We start from the raw sequence: 21899 nt of genomic DNA on the forward strand, positions 1-21899 counted from the left end.
CGCTTCGGGATAATGGAGGATCGGCTGTCGTTCGACTGCCCGGCCAGTACGGTGCCGGGCGGCAGCGGGGGGCGGTTCTGCGTGCACAACGTGGTGCCGGGTGCAGGTGATTTCAGGAGGCTGACGTAGATGACGGGTGACATGGCGGGCAAGCCGGCGCTGGCGATCGAGGACCTTCCCCGGTTGCTCGCCGCCGTCGCGGAGATCGAACCCGACCGTGTCGCCCTCACCGACGGTGATACCCACATCGGCTACGCGCACCTGCGCGACGAGATCGCCACGCTGGACACCGCCATGGGTGGCGCTCTCGGCTTCGACGCCCTGTTCCCCGTCGTCCTGTCGAACATCGCACCCGCGCTGCTCGGGGCTCCGGGTCTCGCGGCGGTGGTCGACGCCCTCCTCGCCGACGCCACCGACGTGCTCGGCGACGATGCCGCAGCACCGGCCGCGGTCGATCCCGACACGCTCGTGGCGCGTTTCGATGCCCAGGTGGGCCGGACACCCGACGCCGTCGCTCTCGAGTTCGACGGACAGACCCTGACCTACCGGGAGTTCGACGCCCGGGCGAACCGTCTCGCCCGTCACCTCATCGGCCTCGGTGTGGGCCCCGACGCACGTGTCGGTCTCGCGGTCCGTCGATCGTTCGACCTGCTGGTGGGCATGTACGCGATCGTCAAGGCCGGCGGTGCCTACGTGCCGGTCGATCCCGACCATCCGGCCGACCGCCTCGCATACGTCCTCGAGATCGCCGAGCCGATCGCGGTCGTCACCACCGAACGGGACGCCGTCGATCTTCCCGGTTCCGTCCCGGCTCTCACGATCGACACCCTCGACCTGTCCGAGGTCTCCGGCGATCCGATCGCCCCGGAGGAGCGCCGCGGCGCGCTCACGGCCGATCACCTCGCCTACGTCATCTTCACGTCGGGTTCGACGGGACGGCCGAAGGGCGTCGCCGTCGAGCACCGGGCGATCGTCGCGAACATCGACTGGCGCCAGTCGGAGTACGGGATGCGCGCCGACGACGTGGTGCTGCAGAAGACTCCGTTCACCTTCGACGTGTCGGTCTGGGAGTTCTTCTGGCCGCTGCAGGTGGGGGCCCGCCTCACGATCGCCGTGCCCGACGGGCACCGGGACCCGGCCTACCTCGCGGGGACGATGATCGAGCGCGGCGTGACGATCGCGCACTTCGTGCCGTCGATGCTCGCCGTCTACCTCGCCGAGCCCACCGCCGCGTCGGTGAGCACCCTGCGCTACGTCTTCGCGTCCGGTGAAGCGCTGCCCCCACAGACTGTCGGCCGCTTCTACGAGATCTCCTCGGCCCGCCTGCACAACCTGTACGGGCCCACCGAGGCCGCGGTCGACGTCACCTACTTCGCGACCTCCGCCGACGACACCGTGGTGCCGATCGGTGCCGCCGTGGCCGACACCGGTCTCTACGTCCTCGACGAGGGCCTGCGCCCCGTTCCGGACGGTGTCGAGGGCGAGCTGTATCTCGCGGGCATGCAGCTCGCGCGCGGCTACCTCCGCCGCCCCGATCTGACCTCCGATCGTTTCGTCGCCGATCCGTTCGGCGAACCGGGCGACCGCATGTACCGCACCGGCGACCTCGTGAAGACGAATGAGGACGGGCAGATCGAGTACATCGGCCGCACCGACTTCCAGGTCAAGCTCCGCGGTCTGCGCATCGAACTGGGCGAGATCGAATCGGCGTTGCTCGACCATCCGGGCGTGCGGCAGTCGGTCGTCGTCGTGCATTCCGACCACACACTCGGCGACCATCTGGTCGCCTATCTCGTCACCGACGGCCGCGACATCGAGCGGTCCGAACTCGCCGACGCCGTGCGCCGGCGCCTGCCCGACTACATGGTGCCGTCGCTGTTCGTCGAACTCGACGAGTTCCCGCTCGGCGGCAGCGGCAAGCTCGACCGGAAGGCGTTGCCCGCACCGGACTTCAGCTCCCTGCAGCGCGAGTACCGCGCACCGTCGACGGCCACCGAGCACGCCGTCGTCGCGGCCTTCGAGCAGGTCCTCGGCGTCGAGCGGCTCGGCGTCGACGACGACTTCTTCGATCTCGGTGGCAACTCGCTGAGCGCGACGCGGGTCGTCGCGCGCCTCAGCGCCGACCACAAGGTCCGCATCGACGTCCGCGAGTTCTTCGACGCCCCGACCGCGGCCGAACTGGCCTCGCTCGTCGACGCCGCCATGGCCTCGGGCGGCGACGGACGCGCACCGCTCGTCCCGCAGGTGCGTCCGGAACGGGTGCCGTTGTCGCTCGCGCAGCAGCGGATGTGGTTCCTCAACCGGTTCGAGCCGGACTCCGCTGTCAACAACATCCCGGTGGCAATCCGTCTGTCGGATGCGCTCGACGCGGCGGCCCTGCAGGCAGCGGTGGCCGACGTGCTCGGCCGGCACGAGTCGCTGCGGACGATCTACCCGGACATCGACGGTGTGGGCTACCAGCAGGTGCTGCCGGTGGACGCGGTGGTGCCCGACCTGGCGCCGGTCCCGGTGACCGAGGCCGATCTGATCGCCCGGGCCACCGAGATCGTCGGTACCGGCTTCGACGTGACGACGCAGGTCCCGTTCCGGGCCCGGCTGTTCGCCGTCACCGAGGCCGAGACCGCCACCGAGACCGCGGTCGAGCACGTGCTGGTGCTGGTCGTGCACCACATCGCGTCCGACGGCTTCTCGATGGGTCCGCTGACCCGTGACGTCGTGACGGCCTATGCCGCGCGTGTCTCGGGCGACGCCCCGCAGTGGGAACCGCTCGCGGTGCAGTACGCCGACTTCGCGATCTGGCAGCGGGAGGTGCTCGGTTCGGAGGACGATCCGGACTCGGTGATCTCGTCGCAGGTCGCGTTCTGGCGGCAGACGCTGACGGGTCTGCCCGAGCAGCTCGATCTGCCGGCCGACCGTCCGCGACCGGCGGTCGCGAGCTACCGCGGTGCCTCGCACCGGTTCGTCCTGGACGCCGAACTCCGTTCCGCAGTCCGCGATCTCGCTCGTCGCACCTCCACCACCGAATTCATGGTCGTGCACGCGGCGCTTGCCGTGCTGCTGGCGCGTCTGTCGGGCACCGACGACATCGCGATCGGCACCCCGGTGGCCGGTCGTGGCGATGCGGCCCTCGACGACCTGGTGGGCATGTTCGTCAACACCCTGGTGCTGCGCACCCGGGTCGAGGGCGGCGAGTCGTTCGAGCAGGTGCTCGGGCAGGTGCGCGGCGCCGACCTCGAAGCGTTCGGGCAGGCCGACCTGCCGTTCGAACGGCTCGTCGAGATCATCGACCCCGAACGGTCGACGGCACGTCACCCCCTGTTCCAGGTGCTCCTCGCGTTCCAGAACCTCGACGCCGACTCGCTCGAACTGCCCGGCCTGACCGTCTCGGCGCTCGACGTCGACGCGGCACTCGCGAAGTTCGACCTGCAGGTCACCGTCTCGGACGACGCCACCGCCGAGGGTTATCTCGTCGACCTCACCTATGCCACCGATCTGTTCGACGCCCGGACGATGGAGTCCTTCGCCGAGCGCCTGACCCGGATCCTCACCGCGGTTGTGACCGAACCCGCACTTCCGGTCGGTGATGTCGCGCTGCTCGAGGACGACGAGCGCACCGATGTGCTCGCCACGTGGAACGCAACCGAGCACGAGCTCGGCGACGCCCGGACCCTGGCGGATCTGTTCGCCGAGCAGGTCCGGCGGTCGCCGGATGCGGTCGCGGTGGAGTTCGAGGGCGAGTCGCTGACCTACGGTGAGTTCTCCGAGCGCGTGAACCGTCTTGCGCGGCACCTGATCTCGCTCGGCGTCGGACCGGAGGCGTCGGTGGGTCTGGCGATGCGCCGCTCGCTGGATCTGCTGATCGGCATGTACGCGGTCGTCACGGCCGGTGGTGCCTACGTGCCGATCGATCCGGATCAGCCGGACGATCGCAACGGTTACATCCTCGACACCGCCGCCCCCGTGGTGGTGCTGACCACCGAGCGCGACGGATTCCGCGTACCGGCCACCGCATCGGTGTCCTCGCTCGCGATCGACGACCTCGACCTGTCCGCGACACCGGCCGAGCCGGTCACCGACGCCGACCGCATCGCGTCGTTGCGGCCGTCGAACACCGCGTACACGATCTTCACCTCCGGTTCGACGGGACGCCCGAAGGGTGTGGCCGTCGCCCACGCCTCGGTCGTCAACCAGATCCGGTGGATCACCACCGAATACGGGATCGGCCCCGACGACGTGGTGCTGCAGAAGACGCCGTTCACCTTCGACGTGTCGGTCTGGGAACTGTTCGGCACCCTCGCCGTCGGCGCGCGCATGGTGATCGCGGTCCCGGACGGTCACCGCGACACCGCCTATCTCGGCACGGTCATCCGCGAGCGCGCGGTGACGGCCACCTCGTTCGTCCCGTCGATGCTCGCGGTCTTCGCGGCATCGGTGTCGCCGGACGACTGCGCGTCGCTGCGCACCGTGCTCGTCGCGGGCGAAGCCTTCCCGCTGTCCGTGGCCGAGCAGTTCTCCCGGATCAGCGCCGCCGAACTCCACAACCTCTACGGCCCCACCGAGGCCACGGTGCACGCCACGGCCCGCCCGGTCGCAGGAACGACGGGTGGTTCCGTCGCGATGGGCGCTCCGGTGTGGAACACCCGCGCCTACGTGCTCGACTCGCGACTGTCTCCGGTTCCAGCCGGGGTCGTGGGCGAGCTGTACCTCGCGGGTACGCAGGTGGCGCGCGGCTACGTCGGCCGCCCCGATCTCACCGCCGAACGTTTCGTCGCCTCGCCCTTCGGCGACGGCGAGCGTCTGTATCGCACCGGCGATCTCGTGCGTTGGAAGAACGACCGCAGCGGCGACCTCGAGTACCTCGGCCGCACCGACTTCCAGGTCAAGCTCCGTGGTCTGCGCATCGAACTCGGCGAGATCGAGACCGCGCTGCTCGACCACACCGGCGTGTCGCAGGCCGCCGCCCAGGTACGGCACGAACAGCTCGTCGCGTACGTGGTCCCGGCCCCGAACGCGACCTTCGACCGCGACGCCGCGCAGGCCGCGCTGAGCGCGGTGCTCCCGGCCTACATGGTGCCGTCCCGATTCGTGGTCCTCGACGAGATGCCGCTCGGAAGCTCGGGCAAGGTCGACAGGAAGGCTCTGCCCGATCCGGTCTTCGAGGCCCGTGGCTTCCGCGCAGCCACGACCCCGGTCGAAGAGGTCGTCGCCGGTGTCTTCGCCGACGTCCTCGGGGTCGACCGCGTCGGACTCGACGACGACTTCTTCGCACTCGGCGGCAACTCGCTCATCGCCACGCAGGTAGTCGCGCGTCTCGGTGCAGAACTGGGAACCGTGGTGCCCGTTCGTGTGCTGTTCGAGGCGCCCGGCGTTGCCGCACTCGCCGCCCGCGTCGAACGGAGCGAGGCCCAGGGCCGCACGCCGCTCGTGGCGCAGGAGCGCCCGGAGCGGGTGCCGCTGTCGCTGGCGCAGCAGCGGATGTGGTTCCTCAACCGCTTCGAACCGGAGTCCGCGGTCAACAACATCCCCGGCGCCATCCGGTTGACCGGCGCCCTGGACGTCGACGCGCTGCGCTCCGCCGTGGTCGACGTGCTGGGCCGCCACGAGTCGCTGCGGACGGTCTACCCGGACGTCGACGGTGTGGGCTACCAGCAGGTGCTGCCGGTGTCCGAAGTCGAACCCGACCTGACACCGCTCGACGTCACCGAGACGCAGCTGGTGCAGAGCATCACGGATCTCGTCTCGTCCGGCTTCGACGTCTCCACCCAGGCCCCCTTCCGGGCGCGGCTCTTCGCGGTGTCGGCGACCGAACACGTGCTGGCGCTGGTCGTGCACCATATCGCCGCCGACGGCTTCTCCATGGGCCCGCTCACCCGCGACATCGTCTCCGCCTACGCGGCCCGGGCCGCCGGGGGAGAGCCGGGCTGGGAACCGCTTCCGGTGCAGTACGCCGACTTCGCCATCTGGCAGCGGGAGGTGCTCGGCTCGGAGGACGATCCGGAATCGGTGATCTCGTCGCAGGTCGGCTTCTGGCGGCAGACGCTCGCGGGCCTGCCCGAACAGCTCGACCTGCCGGCCGACCACCCGCGTCCCGCGGTCGCCACCAACCGCGGTGCCCTGCACGAGTTCACCCTCGACGAGACGCTGCACGACCGCATCGTCACGCTCGCCCGCGAACGCAACGCGACCCCCTTCATGGTCGTGCACGCCGCGCTGGCGGTGCTGCTGGCGCGGCTGTCCGGCACCGAGGACATCGCAATCGGTACCCCGGTGGCCGGGCGTGGCGACGCGGCGCTCGACGATCTGGTGGGCATGTTCGTCAACACCCTGGTGCTGCGCACCCGCGTGGACGGCGGCGAGTCGTTCGAGCAGGTACTCGGGCAGGTGCGCGGCGCCGACCTCGACGCGTTCGGCCACGCCGATCTGCCGTTCGAGCGACTCGTGGAGGTGCTCAACCCCGAGCGCTCCACGGCACGTCATCCGCTGTTCCAGGTGATGCTGTCGTTCCAGAACCTCGAGACCGGCACGCTCGAGCTGCCCCGCCTGACCGTCGGGGCCGTCGACCTCGACATCGCGACCGCCAAGTTCGACCTCCAGTTCGTCGTCACCGAGACGCCCTCTGCCAGCGGCGCGACCGAGTATTCGGTGGGCCTGACCTACGCCACCGATCTGTTCGAGCCCCGCACCGTCGAGCGCATCGCCGACCGCTTCGTCCGTCTCCTCGAGGCCGTCACCGGCGACCTCTCCATCGCGGTGGGCGATGTCGATCTGCTCGACGACGCCGAACGCGCGCAGCTGCTCGAGCGGTGGAACGACACCGACCGCGCGCTCGACGGCACCTCGACCCTCGTGGATCTGTTCGCCGAGCAGGTACGGCGGTCGCCTGATGCGGTCGCGGTGGAGTTCGACGGCGAGTCGCTGACCTACAGCGAGTTCTCCGAGCGCGTGAACCGCCTTGCGCGGCACCTGATCTCACTCGGCGTCAGGCCGGACGCGCGGGTCGGTCTGGCCATGCGTCGCTCGCTGGACCTGCTGGTCGGCATGTACGCCGTCGTCGTGGCCGGTGGTGCCTACGTGCCGGTCGATCCGGATCAGCCGGACGATCGCAACGGTTACATCCTCGACACCGCAGCACCGGTGGTGGTGCTGACCACCGCACGCGACGGATTCCGGGTCCCGGGGGAGAGGTCTGTCCCGAGCCTGCTCGTCGACGCCGTCGATCTGTCCGCGACGTCGGCCGAACCGGTCGCCGACGCGGAGCGGACGTCCCCGTTGCGGGCGCCGAACACGGCGTACGTCATCTTCACGTCGGGTTCGACGGGCCGGCCCAAGGGTGTGGCGGTGCCGCACGGCGCGATCGTCAACCGCCTGCGCTGGATGCAGCACGAATACCCCTTGACCGGGGCCGACACGGTGCTGCAGAAGACCCCGTTCACATTCGACGTGTCGGTGTGGGAATTCTTCTGGCCCTTGCAGATCGGTGCCCGGTTGCTGGTCGCCGTGCCCGACGGTCATCGCGATCCGCGGTACCTGGCGTCGGTGATCGCCCGGCGTGGCGTGACGGTCGTGCACTTCGTGCCGTCCATGCTGGCGGTGTTCGTCGCCGAGGCGTCGGCCGACGAACTCACCTCGCTCCGTCACGTCTTCGCCTCCGGCGAGGCACTGCCGCCCGCACTGGCCGCCCGCACACGCGCACTGCTGTCCGACGCCGGTCTGCACAATCTCTACGGCCCCACCGAGGCGGCCGTGGACGTGACCTACCACGAGGCCACCGACGCCGACACGGTGTCCGTGCCGATCGGTGCGCCCGTGTGGAACACCCGTGTCTACGTCCTCGACGAGCGTCTCGCGCCCGTCCCCGTGGGGGTCGCAGGCGAGCTCTATCTCGCGGGAGCCCAGCTCGCGCGGGGCTACGTGCAGCGCCCCGACCTCACCGCCGAACGCTTCGTCGCATCGCCCTTCGGTGACGGCGAGCGTCTGTACCGCACCGGCGATCTCGTGCGCCGGCCGGACGAGACCGGCGAACTGGATTACATCGGCCGCACCGATTTCCAGGTCAAGCTCCGCGGTCTCCGCATCGAACTCGGCGAGATCGAGACCGCGCTGCTCGCCCTCGACGAGGTCGACCAGGCCGTCGTGCTGGTCCGTCAGGACCAGCTCGTCGCCTACGTCGTCCCGCAGGCCGGCGCGGCCTTCGACCAGGTGGCGGCCGGGGAGGCACTGTCCGCGCAGTTGCCGGCCTACATGGTGCCCGCCAACTACGTGCTCCTCGACGTCATGCCGCTGGGTGCGGCCGGCAAGCTCGACCGCAAGGCGCTGCCCGATCCGGTCTTCGAGGTCAAGGAGTTCCGCGCCCCCACCACCTCGACCGAGCAGGTCGTGGCGTCGATCTACTCCGAGGTTCTCGGCGTCGAACGTGTCGGACTCGACGACGACTTCTTCGCGCTGGGTGGCAACTCGCTCATCGCCACCCAGGTGGTCTCCCGCATCGGTGCCGCACTGAACGCCACCGTTCCGCTGCGCTTGCTGTTCGAGGCGTCGACCGTCGAAGAGCTCGCGGCGCGCCTCGAACGCGGGGTATCCGGCGGTCCGCGCCGGCCCCTCGTCGCCACCGAACGACCCGACCGGGTTCCGCTGTCGCTCGCGCAGCAGCGCTACTGGTTCCTCAACCAGTTCGACACGGCATCCTCGGCGGTCGACAACATCCCGATCGCTGTGCGACTCGTCGGCGACCTCGACGTCGAGGCGCTCTGCGCGGCAGCTCGCGACGTCATCGCCCGGCACGAATCGCTCCGCACCATCTACCCGGACTCGCCGGAGGGGCCGCACCAGGTGGTGCTCCCGCTCGACGGTGCGCTGCCCGAACTCGTCGTGCGCGACGTCGCGGAGGACGAACTCGAACCCGAGATCGTGGCGTTCATGTCGACCACCTTCGACGTGACCTCCGAGGTGCCCGTCGCAGTGCGCATCTTCCGCGTCAGCGACGACGAGCACATCCTTGCGCTCGTCGTGCACCACGTGTCGGCCGATGGCGCGTCGGTCGGCCCGCTGACCCGCGACCTGATGACGGCCTATGCGGCGCGCTCGCACGGCGATGCCCCGGCGTGGGAGCCGCTGCCCGTGCAGTACGCCGACTACGCGTTGTGGCAGCGCGAGGTGCTCGGCAGCGAGGACGATCCCGAATCGCTGGCCTCGAAGCAGGTCGAGTACTGGAAGCAGGCCCTCGCCGGTCTGCCCGACCAGCTCGATCTCCCGTCCGACCGCCCGCGTCCGCCGAGCCAGAGCTTCCGCGGCGAATCGGTGCAGTTCACGATCTCGCCCCAACTGCACCGCGGTCTGCAGGAACTCGCGCGGTCGAAGAACGCGACGCTGTTCATGGTCGTCAACGCGGCGTTCGCGACTCTGCTGGCCCGTCTCTCGGGTACCCGCGACATCGCCATCGGCACCCCGATCGCCGGTCGCGGTGAACGCGAGCTCGACGATCTGATCGGCATGTTCGTCAACACGCTGGTCTTCCGCAGCGACGTCGACCCGGCCCAGTCCTTCGAGCGACTCCTCGAGCGCACCCGCGAGACCGACCTGGGTGCCTTCGCGAACGCCGATGTGCCGTTCGAACGACTGGTGGAAGTGCTGAACCCGGTGCGCTCCACCGCCCGCAATCCGCTCTTCCAAGTGGGTCTGTCGTTCCAGAACCTGGCTCGCACCCAGCTCGCACTGCCCGGCCTGACAGTGAGCTCCACCGATTTCGAGCTGCAGCTCGCCAAGACCGATCTGCAGCTCACGGTGTTCGACCACTACGACGACGACGGTGCGCCTGACGTCATCGACGCCACCTTCACGTACGCGACCGATCTGTTCGACGAGTCGACCGTGGACGGCTTCGCGCAGCGCTTCGTGCGTGTCCTCGAGGCGATCGTCACCGACCCGGCCACGGCTGTCGGCGACATCGACATGCTCGACGGATCCGAGCGGGTCGAGATCCTCGAGTCGTGGAACGCCACCGACCGTGCGGTCGAGCACGCGACGACGTTGGCGGATCTGTTCGACGAGCAGGTGGCGCGGGTGCCGGATGCGACGGCGTTGGTGTTCGAGGGTGAGTCGCTGACCTATGCCGAGTTCGATGCTCGCGTGAATCGTCTTGCGCGCAGGTTGATTTCGGAGGGTGTGGGTCCGGAGTCGACGGTGGCGCTGGCGATGCGCCGGTCGGTCGAGTTGCTGGTCGGTATGTTTGCGGTGGTCAAGGCCGGTGGCGTCTACGTGCCGGTCGATCCGGATCAGCCGGACGAGCGCAATGCCTACATTCTCGACACGGCTGCGCCCGTGGTGATCCTGTCCACCGAACGCGACGGGTTCACGGCACCGGGGAAGAAGTCTGTCCCGAGCCTGGCGATCGACACGCTCGATCTCTCGAGCGTCTCGGCCACCTCCATCGCCGACGGTGAGCGGATCGCGCCGTTGCGGTCGTCGAACACGGCGTATGTGATCTTCACGTCGGGGTCGACGGGCCGGCCGAAGGGTGTGGCGGTGCCGCATGCGGCGATCGTCAACCAGTTGCTGTGGAAGCGTGAGCATTTCGGTCTCGGTGTCGATGATGCGGTGTTGCTGAAGACGGTGGCGACGTTCGACCTGTCGGTGTGGGAGTTCTGGTCGGCGTTGGTCTCCGGTGGGCGTGTGGTGATCGCGTCGGCCGACGGGCATCGGGATCCGGCCTATCTGAACCGGTTGTTGGCGGAGCAGGCGGTGACGACGCTGCATGTGGTGCCGTCGATGCTCGAGGCTCTGATGGTCGACGCGGGCGGGGTGCTGGCCCCCTCGCTGCGCCGGATCCTCGCCATCGGTGAGGCGTTGCCGCCGGCGACGGCGAAGCGGTTCGTCGAGCACAACGCTGCCCGGTTGGTGAATCTCTACGGTCCGACCGAGGCCGCGGTGTCGGTCACCGCCGGTGATGTCACCGATGTCTCGGGTGTGTCGGTGCCGATCGGTGTGCCGGAGTGGAACACCCGGGTGTTCGTGCTCGACGAGCGGTTGCATCCGGTTCCGGCCGGTGTCGCCGGTGAGTTGTATCTGGCGGGCGCGCAGTTGGCGCGTGGGTATTTCGGGCGTGCGGATCTGAGTGCGGAGCGGTTCGTGGCGTCGCCGTTCGGTGACGGTGAACGTCTGTACCGCACAGGTGACCTGGTGCGGTGGACCCGTGACGGTGAGTTGGATTACCTGTCGCGCACGGACTTCCAGGTGAAGGTGCGTGGTTTCCGTATCGAGCTCGGGGAGATCGAATCTGCGTTGCGGGCGATGGATGTGGTCCGGGATGTTGCGGTGATCGCCCGTGAGGACGAGCGGGTCGGCACCCAGCTCGTCGCGTACGTCGTGCCCGCCGAGGCCGACACCCTCGACGTGGCGGCGGTCAGGACTGATCTGGCGACACAGGTCCCGTCATACATGGTGCCGTCGGCGTTCGTGCTGCTCGATGCGTTGCCGCTGAACGTCAACGGCAAGTTGGATCGGAAGGCGCTGCCCGAACCTGTCTTCGAGACCCGTGAGTTCCGGACCCCGGTCAGCCCGGCCGAACAGGCTGTCGCCGCGGTCTTCGCCGAGGTACTCGGCGTCGAACGGGTCGGTCTCGACGACGACTTCTTCGAACTCGGCGGTAACTCGCTGCTCGCCACCCAGGTGGCCTCCAGGCTCGGAGCCGCACTCGGTGCGAAGGTTCCGGTACGCGCACTGTTCGAGAACACCACCGTCGAATCGCTCGCGGATGCGGTCGAATCGCAGCGTGGCGACGACCGCCGTCCTCTCGAAGCCGTCGAGCGGCCCGAGCGCATTCCGCTGTCGCTCGCGCAGCAGCGCATGTGGTTCCTCAACCGCTTCGACACCGAGTCGTCCGCCTACAACGTGCCGATCGCGATCCGGCTCAGCGGCAACCTCGACGTCGACGCGCTGCAGTCCGCAGTCGGCGACGTCGTCGCCCGCCACGAATCGTTGCGCACCTACTACCCGGAGACCGACGACGGACCCGTCCAGGTCATCGTTCCGGCCGCGCAGGCGGTTCCCGACCTCACCCCGGTCGACGTCACGGAGACGGACGTCCTCGCCGCGGTGCAGGAACTCGCGGCGACCGTCTTCGACGTCACCACGTCCGTGCCGCTGAGCGCACGACTGTTCCGGGTCCGCGAATCCGATTACGTCCTCGCGTTCGTGGTCCACCACATCTCCGCCGACGGCTCGTCGATGGGTCCGCTCACGCGCGACCTCATGACGGCCTACGTAGCACGGTCGCAGGGCGACGCGCCGGCGTGGGAGCCGCTACCCGTGCAGTACGCCGACTTCGCGATCTGGCAGCGCGAGGTGCTCGGCTCCGAGGACGATCCCGAATCGCTGGCCTCGAAGCAGGTCGAGTACTGGAAGCGGGCCCTCGCCGGCCTGCCCGACCAGCTCGATCTGCCGAGCGACCGGCCGCGCCCCGCGGTCCAGTCGTTCCGGGGTGGTCGCGTCGACTTCACGGTCGAGGCAGACCTCCACCGGCACCTCGCCGACCTCGGCCGGCGCACCAACACCACGATGTTCATGGTGCTGCACACCGCGCTTGCGGTGTTCCTCGCACGCATGTCCTCGAGCGACGACATCGCCATCGGTACGCCGATGGCGGGTCGCGGTGAACGCGAGCTCGACGATCTGATCGGCATGTTCGTCAACACACTGGTGTTCCGTACCCATGTCGATTCGGACGCGACGTTCACCGAGCTCCTGGGAGGGACCCGTGAGGCCGATCTCGGGGCCTTCGCGAATGCCGATGTGCCGTTCGAACGACTCGTCGAGGTGCTCAATCCCGCGCGCTCCACGGCACGCCACCCGCTGTTCCAGGTGGGTCTGTCGTTCCAGAACCTCGCGCAGGCCACGCTCGAACTGCCCGGTCTCACGATTGCCGGTCTCGACACCGACATGGAGATCTCGCAGTTCGACCTGCACCTGATCGTCACCGACCGCTACAGCGACGACGGCACGCCCACGGGCATCACCGGCTACTTCACGTACGCGACCGATCTGTTCGACGAATCGACGGTCGCGGAGTTCGCCGCACGGTTCATCCGCGTGCTCGATGCCGTGGCCGACGATCCGGCCCTGCCCGTCGGCGACCTGCCGCTCCTCGACACCGCGGAGACCACGCGGGTGCTCGAAGCGTGGAACGACACCGCGCACCCCACCGAGGTGACGACGCTCGTGGATCTGTTCGACGAGCAGGTGGCGCGGGTGCCGGATGCGACGGCGTTGGTGTTCGAGGGTGAGTCGCTGACCTATGCCGAGTTCGATGCTCGCGTGAATCGTCTTGCGCGCAGGTTGATTTCGGAGGGTGTGGGTCCGGAGTCGACGGTGGCGCTGGCGATGCGCCGGTCGGTCGAGTTGCTGGTCGGTATGTTTGCGGTGGTCAAGGCCGGTGGCGTCTACGTGCCGGTCGATCCGGATCAGCCGGACGAGCGCAATGCCTACATTCTCGACACGGCTGCGCCCGTGGTGATCCTGTCCACCGAACGCGACGGGTTCACGGCACCGGGGAAGAAGTCTGTCCCGAGCCTGGCGATCGACACGCTCGATCTCTCGAGCGTCTCGGCCACCTCCATCGCCGACGGTGAGCGGATCGCGCCGTTGCGGTCGTCGAACACGGCGTATGTGATCTTCACGTCGGGGTCGACGGGCCGGCCGAAGGGTGTGGCGGTGCCGCATGCGGCGATCGTCAACCAGTTGCTGTGGAAGCGTGAGCATTTCGGTCTCGGTGTCGATGATGCGGTGTTGCTGAAGACGGTGGCGACGTTCGACCTGTCGGTGTGGGAGTTCTGGTCGGCGTTGGTCTCCGGTGGGCGTGTGGTGATCGCGTCGGCCGACGGGCATCGGGATCCGGCCTATCTGAACCGGTTGTTGGCGGAGCAGGCGGTGACGACGCTGCATGTGGTGCCGTCGATGCTCGAGGCTCTGATGGTCGACGCGGGCGGGGTGCTGGCCCCCTCGCTGCGCCGGATCCTCGCCATCGGTGAGGCGTTGCCGCCGGCGACGGCGAAGCGGTTCGTCGAGCACAACGCTGCCCGGTTGGTGAATCTCTACGGTCCGACCGAGGCCGCGGTGTCGGTCACCGCCGGTGATGTCACCGATGTCTCGGGTGTGTCGGTGCCGATCGGTGTGCCGGAGTGGAACACCCGGGTGTTCGTGCTCGACGAGCGGTTGCATCCGGTTCCGGCCGGTGTCGCCGGTGAGTTGTATCTGGCGGGCGCGCAGTTGGCGCGTGGGTATTTCGGGCGTGCGGATCTGAGTGCGGAGCGGTTCGTGGCGTCGCCGTTCGGTGACGGTGAACGTCTGTACCGCACAGGTGACCTGGTGCGGTGGACCCGTGACGGTGAGTTGGATTACCTGTCGCGCACGGACTTCCAGGTGAAGGTGCGTGGTTTCCGTATCGAGCTCGGGGAGATCGAATCTGCGTTGCGGGCGATGGATGTGGTCCGGGATGTTGCGGTGATCGCCCGTGAGGACGAGCGGGTCGGCACCCAGCTCGTCGCGTACGTGGTTCCTGCAGACGGTGCGCAGACGGACATCGAGTCGATCAGGTCCGCTCTCGGCGCCCAGGTGCCGTCGTACATGGTGCCGTCGGCGTTCGTGCTGCTCGAGGCGTTGCCGCTGAATATCAACGGCAAGCTCGACCGCAAGGCTCTGCCCGAACCTGTCTTCGAGACCCGAGAATTCCGTGCCCCGAGCACGCCGGTCGAGGAGATCGTGGCCGGCGTGTTCGCCGAGGTGCTCGGCCTCATCCGCGTGGGCGTCGACGACGACTTCTTCGAACTCGGCGGCAACTCGCTGCTCGCCACGCAGGTCGTCTCGCGGATCGGCGCGGCACTCGACACCCGCGTCCCCGTGCGTGTGCTGTTCGAGGCCCCCAGCGTCGCGGCACTCGCCGTTGCGGCCGAACAGCACACGGGTGCGGCAGCGCGTCCGCCGCTGGTGCCGCAGTCGAGACCCGACCGTGTGCCGCTGTCGCTCGCGCAGCAGCGCATGTGGTTCCTCAACCGCTTCGACACCGCGTCGTCGGTCAACAACATCCCGGTCGCGGTCCGCCTGGCCGGTGCACTCGACCTCGGTGCGCTGCAGGCGGCGGTCCAGGACCTGCTGGCCCGGCACGAGGTGCTGCGCACCGTCTACCCCGAGATCGACGGACAGCCCTACCAGCTGATCCTCCCTGTCTCGGAGGCCGCGCCCGACATCGACGTCGAGTCGACCACTGAGGACGATCTGCTGCAGAAGGTGACAGCAGTCGTCTCCCGCGGGTTCGACGTCACCACCGAGATCCCGCTGCGCGCACGACTGTTCGAGCTCTCCGAGCGTGATCATGTGCTCGTCTTCGTCGTCCACCACATCAGTGCCGACGGCTGGTCCATCTCGCCGCTGACCCGCGACGTGATGACGGCGTACATGTCCCGCGCGGAGGGCGAGGTGCCCGCCTGGGTGCCGCTGCCCGTGCAGTACGCCGACTTCGCGATCTGGCAGCGCGACGTACTCGGAGACGAGGACGATCCCGCGAGCCTGCTCGCGGCGCAGGCCGACTTCTGGAAACGCACCCTCGCGGGCCTTCCGGACGAGCTGAACCTGCCGATGGACCGGCCGCGCCCCGCGGTGCAGTCCTTCGCCGGCGGCAAGGTCGACTTCCTCCTCGACGCCGATACGCACCGCGGTCTCGCGGCGCTGGCACGACGGACCGGTACGACGATGTTCATGGTCGTGCACACCGCACTCGCGGTCTTCCTCGCTCGGATGGCCGACACCGATGATGTCGCAATCGGCACGCCGATCGCAGGTCGTGGCGAGGCCGAGGTCGACGACCTGATCGGCATGTTCGTCAACACGCTTGTGCTGCGCAGCCGGGTGGACACGGGCGAGGGCTTCTCGGAACTGCTCGCGCGGGTGCGCGAGGCCGACCTCGAGGCGTTCGCCCACGCCGACATCCCGTTCGAGCGGCTCGTGGAGATCCTCAATCCCGAGCGGTCGACGGCACGGCACCCGCTGTTCCAGGTGGTCCTGTCGTTCGAGAACCTGCCCGAGACCGCTCTGGAACTGCCCGAGCTCACCGTCTCCGGCGTTCCGTTCGACGTCGACACCGCGAAGTTCGATCTGGGCCTGACACTGCGCGAACATATCGACGGATCCGGCGCACCCGCCGGACTGTCGGCCGAGTTCTCCTACGCCAGTGCACTCTTCGACGAGCGCACGATCCAGCGTTTCGCCGAGCGGTTCACGCGACTGGTCGGCGGCATCCTCACGGACGACCGCGCACCGGTCGGCGACCTGCCGCTGCTCGCCGACGACGAGTTCGCACAGCTCACGGCGATGCGCGGACACGACGTCGTCACGGAACCGAGCACCCTCGCCGAGTTCCTCACGCGCGGCGTCGCGATGGATCCCGACGCCGTCGCGGTGCGGTACGAGGGACGGTCGATCACCTACCGCGAACTCGACGAGACCTCGTCGAAGCTCGCCCGGGTGCTGATCGATCGCGGCATCGGCCCGGAGAACTTCGTGGCCGTGTCGTTCCCGCGCTCGTACGACATGACGGTCACCGTCATGGCCGTGGCCAAGTCCGGTGCGGCGCACGTCCCCGTCGACCCGACCTATCCGGCCGACCGCGTGCGCTACATGCTCGACGACTCCGGGGCCACCCTGGGCATCACGTCGTCCGAGTTCGCCGGCGGTCTGCCCGACGACGCGGAATGGCTCCTGCTCGACGACCCGGCCTTCGTCGCGGACGTCGAATCCCGTTCCGCTGCACCGATCACCGACACCGATCGGGTACGCCCGATCCGGGTCCACCACCCCGCCTATCTGATCTACACCTCGGGTTCGACCGGCAAGCCCAAAGGCGTCGTCGTCACCCACACGGGTCTCGCGGGCCTGAAGGACATGGTCACCGATCTGTACGGGGTGACCTCGGAATCGCGGTTCCTGCAGATATGCTCGCCGAGCTTCGACCCGTCGGTGCTCGAGTGGATGGCGGCCTTCGCGTTCGGCGCGACGCTCGTGATCGTGCCCGCCGGGATCATCGGCGGACCGGATCTCGCCGAACTGCTGAAGACCGAACGCGTGACGCACACGATCATCACGCCGGCCGTGCTGGGCACGATGGACTCCACGGGCATCGACAGCTTCGAGGTGCTCTCCGTCGGTGGCGACGTGACGACACCGGAACTGCTGGCCGAATGGTCGCAGCGCACCACCTACGTCAACGCGTACGGCCCGACGGAGGCGACCATCGTGTCGACCTTCGGGCAGATGGAGCCGGGACGTCCGATCACCATCGGCGAACCCATCGTGGGCATGACCGCCCTCGTGCTCGACTCGCGGCTGCGTCCCGTCGCTGCCGGTATGGCGGGTGAGCTCTACGTGGCCGGCCGGGCACTCGCCCGTGGCTACCACCGCCGCACCGCGCTGACCGCCGAGCGGTTCGTCCCCAATCCCTACGGCGAACCCGGCGACCGCATGTACCGCACCGGCGACGTCGTCCGGTGGCGGCCCGTCGAGGACCGGTTGGAGATCGAGTTCGTCGGCCGCAGCGACTTCCAGGTCAAGGTGCGCGGTTTCCGCATCGAACTCGGTGAGATCGACGCGGTCCTCAGCGCACACGAGTCCGTGAACTGGGCGACGACGGTGGGTCGTTCCACCCCGTCCGGCGCGACCGTCCTCGTGTCCTACGTGCTGCCCGTCCGTGGCCGGACGGTCGACACGGTGGAGCTGACGGAATTCGTGGCGCGCTCGTTGCCGCCGCACATGGTGCCGTCGGCGATCGTGGTGCTCGACGAGGTGCCGTTGACCCCGGTGGGCAAGCTCGACCGCGACGCTCTGCCGGAGCCGGTGATCGAGGAGCGCGAGTACCGCGCCGCCGAGAACGAGGTCGAGCAGATCATCGCGGAGGTGTTCGCGGAGGTCCTGCATCTGGACAAGGTGAGTGTCGACGAGTCGTTCTTCGCGCTCGGCGGCGACAGCATCGTGTCGATCCAGCTGGTGTCGCGGGCGAAGGCGCGGGGCGTGGTGTTCACGCCGCGCGACGTCTTCGAACGCCGCTCGGTGGCGGGGCTCGCCGAGGTCGCCGTCCGAGCCGAGACCGGTGGTCAGGACCGACTGGCGGAACTGCCCGGCGGTGGCGTCGGCGAGGTTCCGCTGACGCCGATCATGCGTGAGGTTCTCGCATGGCCCGGCGGTTTCGACCGCTTCTCCCAGACCGTCGCCGTGAATCTTCCGCGGGGTATCGACCGGGACATCCTGGTCGGCACGATCGCCGCGGTGCTCGACCATCACGACGCGCTGCGCTCGATCCTCGAATCGGGCCCCGACGGCGAACCGCTGCTGTGCGTCCGTGGCCGCGGCACCGTCGACGCCGCGGCACTGCTGACCCGCGTCGAGCTGCCCGCGGACGTCACGGATGCCGAGCTCACCGAGATCGGTTCCCGCGAACTCGATTCCGCGTTGTCCCTCCTCGACCCGAGGAGCGGATCGGTCCTGCGGTTCGTGTGGTTCGACTTCGGAACCGACGGCCGCGCCGGTGTCCTGCTCATCGTCGCCCACCACCTCGTGATGGACGGCGTGTCGTGGCGAATCCTGCTGCCCGACCTCGGTGCCGCATGGGGTGCCCTCGTCAGCGGTCAGGACGTCGCGCTTCCCGCCGTCGGCACGTCGCTGCGCCGGTGGGCGCACGGTCTCGTCGAGGCCGCTCCCGCGCACCGGTCCGAACTCGACCTGTGGGAGCGGGTGCTGGAGACCCCCGATCCGCAGTTCGGCGAGCGTCCGTTCGATCCCGCCGTCGATGTCACCTCCACCGTCGAACGCATCGAGGTCACCCTCGATGCCGCGCAGACCGACGTGCTGCTCACGGCGGTGCCGGCGATGTTCCGCGGCGGCGTCGCCGACGGTCTCGTCGCGGCGCTCGGCCTGGCGGTCGTGCGCTGGCGTCGCGATCGCGGCATCGAGACCTCTTCCGCCCTGGTCAAGTTCGAGGGTCACGGGCGTGAGGAATCCGTGGTGCCCGGATCGGACCTCTCGCGCACCGTCGGATGGTTCACGAGCGCATATCCGGTGCGTGTGGACCTCGACGGCATCGACGTCGACGACGCCTTCGCCGGTGGCGCCGCCGTGGGCAACGCCGTGAAATCGGTGAAGGAACAGTTGCTGGCGATCCCGGACAAGGGCATGGGCTTCGGTCTGCTGCGGTACCTGGATCCGGAGTCGTCGGCGCGATTGGCGTCGCTGCAGAAGTCGCCGCAGGTCAGCTTCAACTATCTGGGACGGGTCTCCTCGGCGGACGTACCGGAGGAACTCGCGGCGATCGGTTGGACCCCGACCGACGCTCTCGGGCGGGTCGATGCCGCCCTCGATGCCGACATGCCCGCGAACGCGGCTGTCGACATCAACGCGATCGTCACGGACGGACCCGAGGGTCCGCAGCTGGGCGCGGGTGTCGCCTTCCCCACGGGTCTGCTCGACCGCGAGGACATCGACGAACTCGCGCAGCACTGGCTCGCCGCGCTGGACGCGCTGGTGCAGCACGCCTCGCGTCCCGACGCCGGGGGGCTCACGCCGTCCGACGTGCCGCTCGTGCGGGTCACGCAGCCGGAGCTGGAACGGTGGGAGTCGGAGTACCCGACGCTGAGCGATGTGTGGCCGCTGTCGCCGCTGCAGTCCGGCCTGTTGTTCCATGCCCTGATGACCGGCGACGACCAGGTCGACGTCTACACGATGCAGGCCGTTCTCGACCTCGAAGGCGAGGTCGACGCCGACCGCCTGCACGCGGCGGCGCAGGCGCTGCTCGACCGGCACGCGAGCCTGCGCACGGTCTTCGTCCCCACCGACGGTGGCGACTCCGTGCAGCTCGTGCTCGACGACATCGAGGTGCCGTGGCAGGTGGTGGACATGTCCGCGGAGGTCGAGGCGGACGGAGTCACCGCCACGATCCCGTTCTGGCGGGCCGAGGAGGCACGACGGTTCGTCATGGACCGGGGTCCGCTGGTGCGCTTCGTCCTCGTCTCGCTCGGCCGAGGCCGCTACCAGCTCGGCGTCACGACGCACCACGTCCTGATCGACGGTTGGTCGATGCCGCTGCTCATGCAGGATCTGATGGCGCTGTACGTGTTGCGCGGTGACGCGTCGATGCTGCCGAGGGTGCGGTCCTACCGCAACTTCCTGTCGTGGCTGTCGGAGCAGGATCGTGCGGCCTCGCTCGACGCGTGGGCGGAGGTGCTCGACGGGATCGAGGAACCGACGGTGCTCGCGCCCGTCGCGCGTGATCCCGGCAACGAGACGATCTCGAAGGTCACCGTGCTGCTCGACACCGATCACACCGCACGGGTGTCGGCGCTCGCGTCGCATCTCGGCGTCACGGTGAACACCCTGGTGCAGGCGGCGTGGGCCGTGCTCGTCGGGCGGATGGCCGGGCGCTCCGACGTCGTCTTCGGTGCGACGGTGTCCGGCCGCCCGGCGGACCTGGCCGGCGTGGAATCGATGGTCGGCCTGTTCATCAGCACCCTCCCCGTGCGCGTGCGGACGGAGCCTCACGAATCGGTGGCGACGATGCTGCAGCGGCTCCAGGCGGAACAGGCAGGACTGCTCGATCATCACTTCGTCGGACTCTCCGACATCGAGCAGCGCACCGGCCGGCCGATCGGGTTCGATTCGCTGCTGGTCTTCGAGTCGTATCCGCTCGACCGCGAAGCGCTGTCCGATGCGGCGGGTTCGATCGACGGCATGACCATCACAGGGGTGGGGGTCAAGGACGCGACGCACTACCCGATCACCTTGCTCACGACCGCCGACGCCGAGATCGACCTGACGTTCAAGTACCTCGAGAAGTTCTTCGACGAAGCGGAGGTCACGAAGATCTCGGAACGCTTCGTCCGTGTCCTCGACGCGTTCGTCTCGGATCCGGATCGTGCGGTGGGAGACATCGACCTGGTCGATGCCGACGAGCTCGCGCGGATCGTCGCCGAGTCCGGTCCGGCCGAGACCGTGGTGCATTCGGGGGCCCGCTCGCTGGCCACCGTGTTCGCCGAGGTCGTCGAGGAGGCTCCGACCGCGCCGGCACTGGCCGTCCCCGCGGACCCGGAGGTCGGGGGCCAGGGCACCGAGATCGCCTACCAGGAACTCGACGCCCGGTCTTCGCGACTCGCCCGGCTGCTCATCGGACGAGGTATCGGTACCGGCGACGTGGTCGCGATCGCGCTCGCACGGTCGGTGGATTCGGTCGTGGCCCAGTGGGCCGTCGCGAAGACCGGCGCCGCGATCTCGATGGTCGATCCCGCGCACGGGACGAGTGCTCTGCCCGGCGGCGCCGTGCTCGGCCTCACCAACCGGGCGGTGGCCGGCGCGGACGGCTCCGACGGCTGGCTCGTGCTCGATGCCCCGTCGGTGTCCTCCGAACTCTCGACGATGCCGGCGCATCCCGTCGCCTACACCGACCGGATCCGCCCGATCGGGACGTCCGACCCGGCGCTGGTCCTCGGGGCGCGCACGCTCGACAACGCCGAACTCATCGCACGCATCGACGTCGTTCGGGACAGGACCGCGCTGACCTACGAGTCGCGCAGTGCTTCCGTCGGCAGTGCCGAGCTCGACGCCGTGGCACTCGAACCTCTCGTCGTCACTGCGACCGGAGGTGTCGTGGTCGTCGTTCCGCCGGATGCGACCGAGGGTGACGCGCTCGACAGCGTCCTCTACAACGAATGGGTCACGCACGCCCACCTGCCGGTGGCGTCGCTGGCCACGCTCGAGGCCGGCAGCCTCGAGGACCTGGCCGTCGTGGTGGTCGTCGACGACGGGCCGGTCGACGGACTCGGCGAGTGGCAGAGCGAACATCGTGTGCTGAGGGCCGCGGACCTGGGGTGATGTGG

At 68.9% G+C, this 21899-nt stretch carries 1 protein-coding gene; it reads left to right on the forward strand.

The window, feature by feature from the left end:
• The first annotated feature begins 129 nt into the window (after positions 1 to 129).
• Positions 130 to 21894, forward strand: a complete 21765-nt coding sequence (locus GON09_RS24435; RefSeq protein ID WP_213934189.1) for a non-ribosomal peptide synthase/polyketide synthase — start codon at positions 130 to 132, stop codon at positions 21892 to 21894.
• The last annotated feature ends 5 nt before the right edge of the window (positions 21895 to 21899 follow it).

Source organism: Rhodococcus sp. B50, assembly GCF_013602415.1.
Taxonomy (GTDB): Bacteria; Actinomycetota; Actinomycetes; order Mycobacteriales; family Mycobacteriaceae; genus Rhodococcus.